Origin of the sequence: Curtobacterium sp. B18, assembly GCF_000333375.1 — a bacterium.
Taxonomy (GTDB): Bacteria; Actinomycetota; Actinomycetes; order Actinomycetales; family Microbacteriaceae; genus Curtobacterium.
In genome coordinates this window covers 1-7,185 of the sequence record NZ_BACZ01000255.1, presented here as the reverse complement: position 1 = coordinate 7,185, position 7,185 = coordinate 1, and the positions used below count along the sequence as shown (strand labels likewise).

Sequence of the window (7,185 nt, the reverse complement as noted above, 5' to 3'; positions counted from 1 at the left end):
GCCGCGCAGGACCGCCGCCGTGGCGTAGGCGACGAGTTCGGCGGCGTCGAGGCTGGTGGCGCGGAACGCGGTCAGTGCTGCGCGGTACTCGTCGACGAAGTCCCCGACCGCCCGCCACTCCGGCCGCCCGGTGTCGTCGCCGAGCTCGCGCATGTCCTCGGGTTCCACGCCCGCGGCGACCGCGCGCATCATGACGTCGCGGAGCGCGGTGCGGAACCCGGCGCGTTCGCGGACGACCGCGGTGATCGGCGCCGGCCACTTCGGCCCGGTGCCGTCGGTCTCGTGCCCGTCGAGCAGGTCGGCGATGATGCGGTCCTGCTCCCCACCGGTGAGCAGGGTCGGTGTCTCGAGGCCCTGCACGGCGGCGGCGTGCGCGACGACCTGGAACGCCAGGGAGTTCACGGTGCGGGCGAGCGCCCCCGGCACCGGCCGGTCGACCGCGGCGGCGAGCCGGTCGCGGAGCGCGGTGGCGGCGGTGCGGGCGCTGGTCAGGGCGAGGACGGTCGCGTGGCCGTCGGCCGAGATCGCGTCCGCGCGGGTGAGCCGGGCCGCGACCAGCCGGGTCAGCGTGGTGGTCTTGCCCGTGCCCGGTGCACCGATGACGGCGGCGTGCCGGCCGTCCGGCAGCGCGAGCACCGCCGCCTGGGTCGGGTCGGACGCCAGGGCCCGCGCGACACCCGTGTCCTCGGGAGCGGGCGCGAGCGTGGTGTGGGGCACCCTCGTACGGTAACCGGAGCGACCGACACCGACGCGGTGCCACGACGCCGGTCCACGAGACGCCGGACCGGCGGGCGCAGTGCGCCTGCGGCGAACGCCCGATGGGGTCCACGGCTGCTCGGATACGCTGTGCTCGTGGACATCAAGATCGGCATCACCAACAGCCCGCGCGAGATCGCGTTCGAGACCGCCCAGACCGCCGACGAGATCGAGCAGGCCGTCGCGGCCGCCCTCGGCGAGAAGTCGACGCACCTGTCGCTCCAGGACGACAAGGGCCGTCGGTTCATCGTCCCCGTCGGCTCGCTCGCCTACGTCGAGGTCGGCGCGGAGGAGTCCCGTCGCATCGGTTTCGTCGCCTGACGTGGAACTGCTCTTCGCGGTCCTCGGCGGCCTGATCGTCGGGGCCGTCGCGCACGTGGTCGTGCCGTGGCGCTCCAGCCGCGGTTCGCTGCTCGGGCCGGCGCTCGGCGGCATCGCCGCCGCCGTCCTGTGGGAGGCCCTGACCTGGGCCGGCTGGCGCTACGACGCGACCTGGATCTGGGTCGTGGCCCTCGTCGGCGCCGGCGTGGTCGCCCTCGTCGGCGAGTGGTTCCTCGGCCGGCGCCGTACGGCCGCCGACACGGCGTACTTCGAGCGTGCCAAGGCCGAGGGCGTCTGAGTCTGACGACGCACCGCCCGCGGGACGTGACGGGACCGCCCGGCGCGAGCCGCGCCTCCTGGACCGCCGTCAGGCCGTCAGGCCGAGCGCGTCCATGCGTCGCGTGTGCGCGGCGATGAGTTCCGTCCACACCGGCTCGAGCCGCTCCTGGTCCTCGCGCGCGTGGGACGCGAGCGCCGAGCGGGCCACGAGCAGGGTGTCGCCGACGAGTCGTCGGCCCCACATCGCGAGCCGCGAGCCGACCTGCGGGTCTTCGGCGATGCGCTCGGTGAGCTCCTCGACGACGGCGGCTTCCTCGCGCGCGTCGAACACGGTCTTCAGCCGCTGGCGCACCTCGGCCGGGAGCGACCGCAGCAGCGAGCCGAACAGGTCGTTCAGGATGCCGGCGGTGACGTAGCCGGTGAGCATCGACTCGTACCAGTCGGCGCCGCTCGTGCGTTCGAGGAAGAGGTCGATCGCCTCGCGGTGGGGTGCCATCAGCGCAGCGGGATCGCCGCCCGTCCGCTCGATCTCGGCGACGATCGCCCGGTGCCGCTCGAGTGCCGTGGTCGCGAGCACGCCCGTGACGAGCCGTCCGGACAGCGTGGGCGCTCCGGCTCCGGCGCGGCCCATCGTCTCGTAGAGCGAGAGTTCGAGGTACGCGGCCTGGCCGAGGTACACGTCGAGCTCGGGGCTGACGTCGTCGAGCTGCAGGCGTTCGACGGGCGAGGCGTTCCGCGGGTTGCGCGACGCGAGCCACGCGGCGGCGAGCTGCGCAGCGCGCTTCCGGTTCCACCACGACACCACCCGACGAGCATAGCGGGAACCGCCCCGGCACCCCGCCCGACCGGCCCGTCGGTAGACTGGTCGGGACTTCCACCAGGACTAAGGTGATTCTTTGACTTTCGCAGACCTCAACATCGAGCAGGACATCGTCGACGCGCTCGCGACGAAGGGCATCATCGAGCCCTTCCCGATCCAGCAGCAGACGATCCCGCTCGCCCTCACCGGCCAGGACATCATCGGCCAGGCCAAGACGGGTACGGGCAAGACCTTCGGCTTCGGCCTGCCCCTCATCCAGCGACTCGGTGCCGACCCGGACCACGGCGTGAAGGCCCTCGTGGTCGTCCCGACCCGTGAGCTCGCGGTCCAGGTGACCGAGGACCTCGAACTCGCGACCTCGAACCGCCCGACGACCATCGTGTCGATCTACGGCGGCAAGGCATACGAGGGCCAGATCGAGCAGCTCAAGGCCGGCGCGCAGATCGTCGTCGGCACCCCGGGTCGACTCATCGACCTGCAGCGCCAGCGCCTGCTCGACCTCTCCCACGTGCAGGAGGTCGTCCTCGACGAGGCCGACCGCATGCTCGACCTCGGCTTCCTGTCCGACATCGAGCGGATCTTCCAGGCCGTCCCCGACGTCCGGCACACGATGCTGTTCTCGGCGACGATGCCGGCGCCGATCGTCGCACTGGCCCGCCGCTTCATGAGCCGCCCGGTGCACATCCGCGCCACGGACCCCGACGAGGGTCTGATGCAGGCGAACATCAAGCACGTCATCTACCGCGCGCACTCGCTCGACAAGGACGAGGTCATCGCCCGCATCCTGCAGGCCGAGGGGCGCGGCAAGACCGTGATCTTCACCCGCACGAAGCGCGCCGCCGCGAAGCTCGTCGAGGAGCTCAAGGACCGCGGGTTCAACGCCGCGGCCGTGCACGGCGACCTCAACCAGGAACAGCGCGAGCGCGCCATGGCCGCCTTCAAGGCCGGCAAGCGCGACGTGCTCATCGCCACCGACGTCGCGGCCCGCGGCATCGACGTGGACGACGTCACGCACGTGATCAACCACACGATCCCGGACGACCCCGACACGTACCTGCACCGCGCCGGACGCACCGGTCGCGCGGGCAAGACCGGCATCGCGGTCACGTTCGTGGACTGGGACGACCTGCACAAGTGGACGCTGATCGACAAGGCGCTCGAGTTCGGCATCCCGGAGCCCGTCGAGACGTACTCGTCGTCGCCGCACCTCTTCGAGGAGCTCGACATCCCGGCCGGCACGAAGGGTCGTCTGCCCGGTGCCTCGGCGCACGCAGCCTCGGCCGGTGGCCCCGCCGAGAAGTCCTCCGGCGACCGTCAGCGCAGCAGCTCGCGTCCGCCGCGCACGCGGACCCGCTCGGGCTCCGGTTCCCGTTCGGGAGGCGCGGCACACGCCGACACGCAGGCCCCGGCCGACGGCGCCCCGGCTCCGCAGGCCGCTGGCACCGAGAGCGCGTCGGCCGACGGTTCCACGGACGGTGCCGCGAAGCGTCGGCGTCGCCGCCGCCGTCGCGGTGCCGGCGGCGGGTCGTCCGAGGCGACCGCCTCGGCACCGCAGGGGTCGTCGGACGGCGAGTAGCGCCTCCAGACCGAAGGGCCCGTCGCTGACGCGACGGGCCCTTCGTCGTCCCCGCCGCGGGACCGTTCTCACGCCCTGAGCGACAGATCACGCGCACGCTGATCCGTGAGGGTCGCTGGTTCGAAAGGTCGTCGGGGCCCAGACCCGTGGGGCGCCGTTCAGGGCAGGCGGAAGCCGGCGCCGACGACGGGCGCGCTGCCGGTCGCCTCGGAGCGGATCGCGTCGAACGCGGCCAGTGCCGTGCGGTGCTCGCCCAGCCGGTTCGGCTTGCCGGTGCCGTGGTAGTCGCTCGACCCGGTGACGAACAGCCCGTACCGCGTCGCCCAGTCGAGCAGGGTGCGCTTGCCGTGCGCGAGGTTCTCGCGGTGGTCGACCTCGAGGCCGCCCAGCCCGGCCTCGACCAGCTCGCGGAGCATCGGCTCGTCGATGACGATCCCCCGCGACGACGCCGCCGGGTGCGCGATCACCGGCACGCCGCCGGCCTGCCGGATGAGCTCGACGCCCCGGAGCGGACTCGGCGCCTCGTGCGGCTCGTAGTACCCGGAGGCCGGGTGCAGGATGCCGCGGAACGCCGCGCTGCGGTCGGGCTCGAGCCCGCGGGCGACCAGGGCGTCGGCGATGTGCGGACGGCCGATCGTCGCACCGTCCCGCGACTGCGCGAGCACGTCGTCCCAGGTGATCGGGTGGTCCTTGCCGATGCGCTCGACCATGCGCCGCGCACGCGCGAGACGGCCGTCACGGATCCGCTGGGTCTCGGCGACGAGGGCCGGGTCCGCGGGGTCGACCAGGTAGCCGAGGACGTGCACGCTGCGGTAGCCGACACGGGTGCTGAGTTCGAGACCCGGGAGGAGCGTGAGCGGCAGGTCGCGGGCCGTCGCCGTGGCCTCGTCCCACCCCGCGGTCGTGTCGTGGTCCGTCAGCGCGACGGCGTCCAGTCCGGCGGCCGCTGCCGCCCGGACGAGGTCCGCGGGTCGCTCGGTGCCGTCGGAGACGCTCGAGTGCGCGTGCAGGTCGATGAACGGATCGGGCACGTCGCCAATGCTATCCGCAGGTGAGCGGGCGCACAGGCCGCGGTGCGAGCGGCGGTGCGATGATGGGTGCATGTCCGACACCACGCCCCGCGCGACGAGCAACCGTTCCACCACCCCCGGATCCTCGACGTTCAAGGACTACATCGGCTCGCAGTGGGCCGATCGTGACCGTCCGCTGCCCGAGCCCCGCGAGCAGGCCGCGTTCGCCGCCGACCGCCGCGCCAAGCTCTCCGAGCTGCACCCCGGCCGGACGATCGTCGTCCCCGCCGGGCAGGCCAAGGTCCGCTCGAACGACTGCGACTACCCGTTCCGTCCGCACTCCGCCTTCGCCCACCTCACCGGCTGGGGAACCGACACGGTCGTCGGATCCGTGCTCGTGATGACGCCGAACGGCACCGGCCACGACGCCACGCTGTACTTCCGCGCGACCGCCGGCCGCGACTCCGAGGAGTTCTACGCCAACCCCGAGATCGGTGAGTTCTGGGTCGGTCCGCGTCCCTCGCTCGACGAGGTCGCGGCGGACCTCGGGCTCCGGACGGCCGACCTCGGCGCGTTCGACGCCGTCCGCGACGGGCTCGACGCGTCCGCCCTCGTCGTCCGCGACGCCGACACCGACCTCACGCGCGGCCTCGACGACCGGATCGGCAGCGCCGTGGGTGGCGCGCCCGAGGCCGACGGCGTGCCCGCGACGGACGACGCCGCCGCGCGCGACCTCTCCGAGCTGCGGCTCGTGAAGGACGCGTACGAGATCAACGAGCTGCGCAAGGCCGTGAACGCGACCAAGGCCGGGTTCGACGACGTCATCGCCGACTTCGACGCCGTCCTGGCACACCCCCGCGGCGAGCGCATCGTCGAGGGCACGTTCAACCGCCGTGCACGTGCCGACGGCAACACCGTGGGCTACGACACCATCGCCGCCTCGGGCCACCACGCCTGCATCCTGCACTGGACCCGCAACGACGGCGCCGTCGAGCCGGGCGACCTCATCCTCATCGACGCCGGTGTCGAGGTGGACTCGTTCTACACGGCCGACATCACCCGGACGCTCCCGGTCAGCGGCACCTTCACCGACGTGCAGCGGCTCGTCTACGAAGCCGTGCTCGAGGCGGCGGACGCTGCGTTCGCGATCGTGAAGCCCGGCATCACCTTCCGTCAGGTGCACGCCACCGCGATGGAGGTCATCGCGCGCAAGACCGCCGAGTGGGGCTTCCTGCCCGGCACGGCCGACGAATCGCTGCAGCCCGACAACCAGTTCCACCGCCGCTACATGGTGCACGGCACGAGCCACCACCTCGGCCTCGACGTGCACGACTGCGCGAAGGCCCGCCGCGAGATGTACATCGACGGCATCGTCCAGCCCGGCATGGTGTTCACGATCGAGCCCGGCCTGTACTTCCAGCAGGACGACCTGACCGTGCCCGAGGAGTTCCGTGGCATCGGCGTCCGGATCGAGGACGACATCCTCGTGACCGAGGACGGCGCCGAGAACCTGTCCGTCGGCATCCCCCGGACCCCCTCGGAAGTGGAGGGGTGGATCGCCCGCTCCGGCCGCTAGCCTGAGCGTGTGACGACTCCCGAGGTCTCCCCCAGCATCCCGTCGGACCCCGTCGACGGCGCGTTCTCGATCGACGTCGAGCACTTCGACTCGCCGGACGCCCAGCGACTCCGAGCTGCACAGCGGCTGGAGATCGACCGCGCCTACGGCGGCGACACCGAACCGGGCGAGAAGCCGACGGCCGACTCGATCGCGGTCTTCTTCCTCGCCCGCGACGACGACGGCACGCCGCTCGGATGCGGCGGGCTGCGGATCGTGCAGGACGGCATCACCGAGATCAAGCGCATGTACGTCCGGCCCGAGTCCCGCGGAGCGGGCGTGGCGACGGGGCTGCTGCGCCGACTCGAGGACGCCGCGCTCGACCTCGGGTCGCCGGCGCTCGTGCTGGAGACCGGCAACGAGCAGAAGCGGGCGATCGGGTTCTACGAGCGCGAGGGGTTCACGCGCATCGCGAACTTCGGGCCGTACGTCGGGGTGCCCACCTCGATCTGCTACTCGAAGGTCCTGTAGTCCGCCGCACCACGGACTGCGTCCCGCCGAGCGGGCGAAATCCGTCCCGCTCGGCGTTCGGACGCGACGTGCTCCGCCCGCCGGGCGTCGTGCCTGCGGCGTGTTCTGCCCGCTCGGCGCCGCGCCCAGGTGGCCCGGGTAACGGCAACCGGCCCCGGACGCGCCGACGGCCGCCCCGGACACGACGACGGCCGCTCCCCGCGACGGGGAGCGGCCGTTCGTGCGACCTCGGCGGGCGTGAGCGGCGAGCCGTGCGACCGGAGCGGCCGCGAGGCCTCAGCGGGACTCGTCGTCCTTCGACCCGGACTCGGGAGCACTCGGCGGCGGCGTGTTCCCG

At 72.9% G+C, this 7,185-nt stretch carries 8 protein-coding genes; 5 read left to right on the top strand and 3 right to left on the bottom strand.

What is annotated here, in order from left to right:
* Positions 1–717: UvrD-helicase domain-containing protein (locus I5E_RS06455; protein WP_031261736.1), on the bottom strand; the 717-nt coding region annotated here is incomplete at its 3' end.
* A 135-nt stretch (positions 718–852) separates the two neighbouring features.
* On the opposite strand from I5E_RS06455, the gene I5E_RS06450 reads away from it, so the two are divergent.
* Entirely contained in the window at positions 853–1,077 is a 225-nt protein-coding gene (locus I5E_RS06450; RefSeq protein ID WP_031261735.1) for a DUF3107 domain-containing protein, read from the top strand.
* A 1-nt stretch (position 1,078) separates the two neighbouring features.
* Positions 1,079–1,375 (top strand): hypothetical protein, encoded by a 297-nt coding sequence (locus I5E_RS06445; protein ID WP_022906266.1) that lies wholly within the window; start codon positions 1,079–1,081, stop codon positions 1,373–1,375.
* A 69-nt stretch (positions 1,376–1,444) separates the two neighbouring features.
* Here I5E_RS06445 and I5E_RS06440 read toward each other — a convergent pair whose 3' ends face one another.
* On the bottom strand, positions 1,445–2,158 hold the full coding sequence (locus tag I5E_RS06440; RefSeq protein ID WP_261974872.1) for a ferritin-like domain-containing protein: 714 nt from the start codon (positions 2,156–2,158) through the stop codon (positions 1,445–1,447).
* A gap of 94 nt (positions 2,159–2,252) precedes the next feature.
* On the opposite strand from I5E_RS06440, the gene I5E_RS06435 reads away from it, so the two are divergent.
* Positions 2,253–3,752, top strand: a complete 1,500-nt coding sequence (locus I5E_RS06435; RefSeq protein WP_022906264.1) for a DEAD/DEAH box helicase — start codon at positions 2,253–2,255, stop codon at positions 3,750–3,752.
* 158 nt (positions 3,753–3,910) lie between these two features.
* Here I5E_RS06435 and I5E_RS06430 read toward each other — a convergent pair whose 3' ends face one another.
* Positions 3,911–4,783 (bottom strand): PHP domain-containing protein, encoded by an 873-nt coding sequence (locus tag I5E_RS06430; protein ID WP_022906263.1) that lies wholly within the window; start codon positions 4,781–4,783, stop codon positions 3,911–3,913.
* Positions 4,784–4,853: 70 nt separating this feature from the next.
* Between I5E_RS06430 and I5E_RS06425 the strand changes: the two genes are divergently transcribed.
* Both I5E_RS06425 and I5E_RS06420 read left to right on the top strand, forming a co-directional pair.
* Positions 4,854–6,338, top strand: a complete 1,485-nt coding sequence (locus I5E_RS06425; protein ID WP_022906262.1) for an aminopeptidase P family protein — start codon at positions 4,854–4,856, stop codon at positions 6,336–6,338.
* 9 nt (positions 6,339–6,347) lie between these two features.
* Positions 6,348–6,848 (top strand): GNAT family N-acetyltransferase, encoded by a 501-nt coding sequence (locus I5E_RS06420; RefSeq protein ID WP_022906261.1) that lies wholly within the window; start codon positions 6,348–6,350, stop codon positions 6,846–6,848.
* The last annotated feature ends 337 nt before the right edge of the window (positions 6,849–7,185 follow it).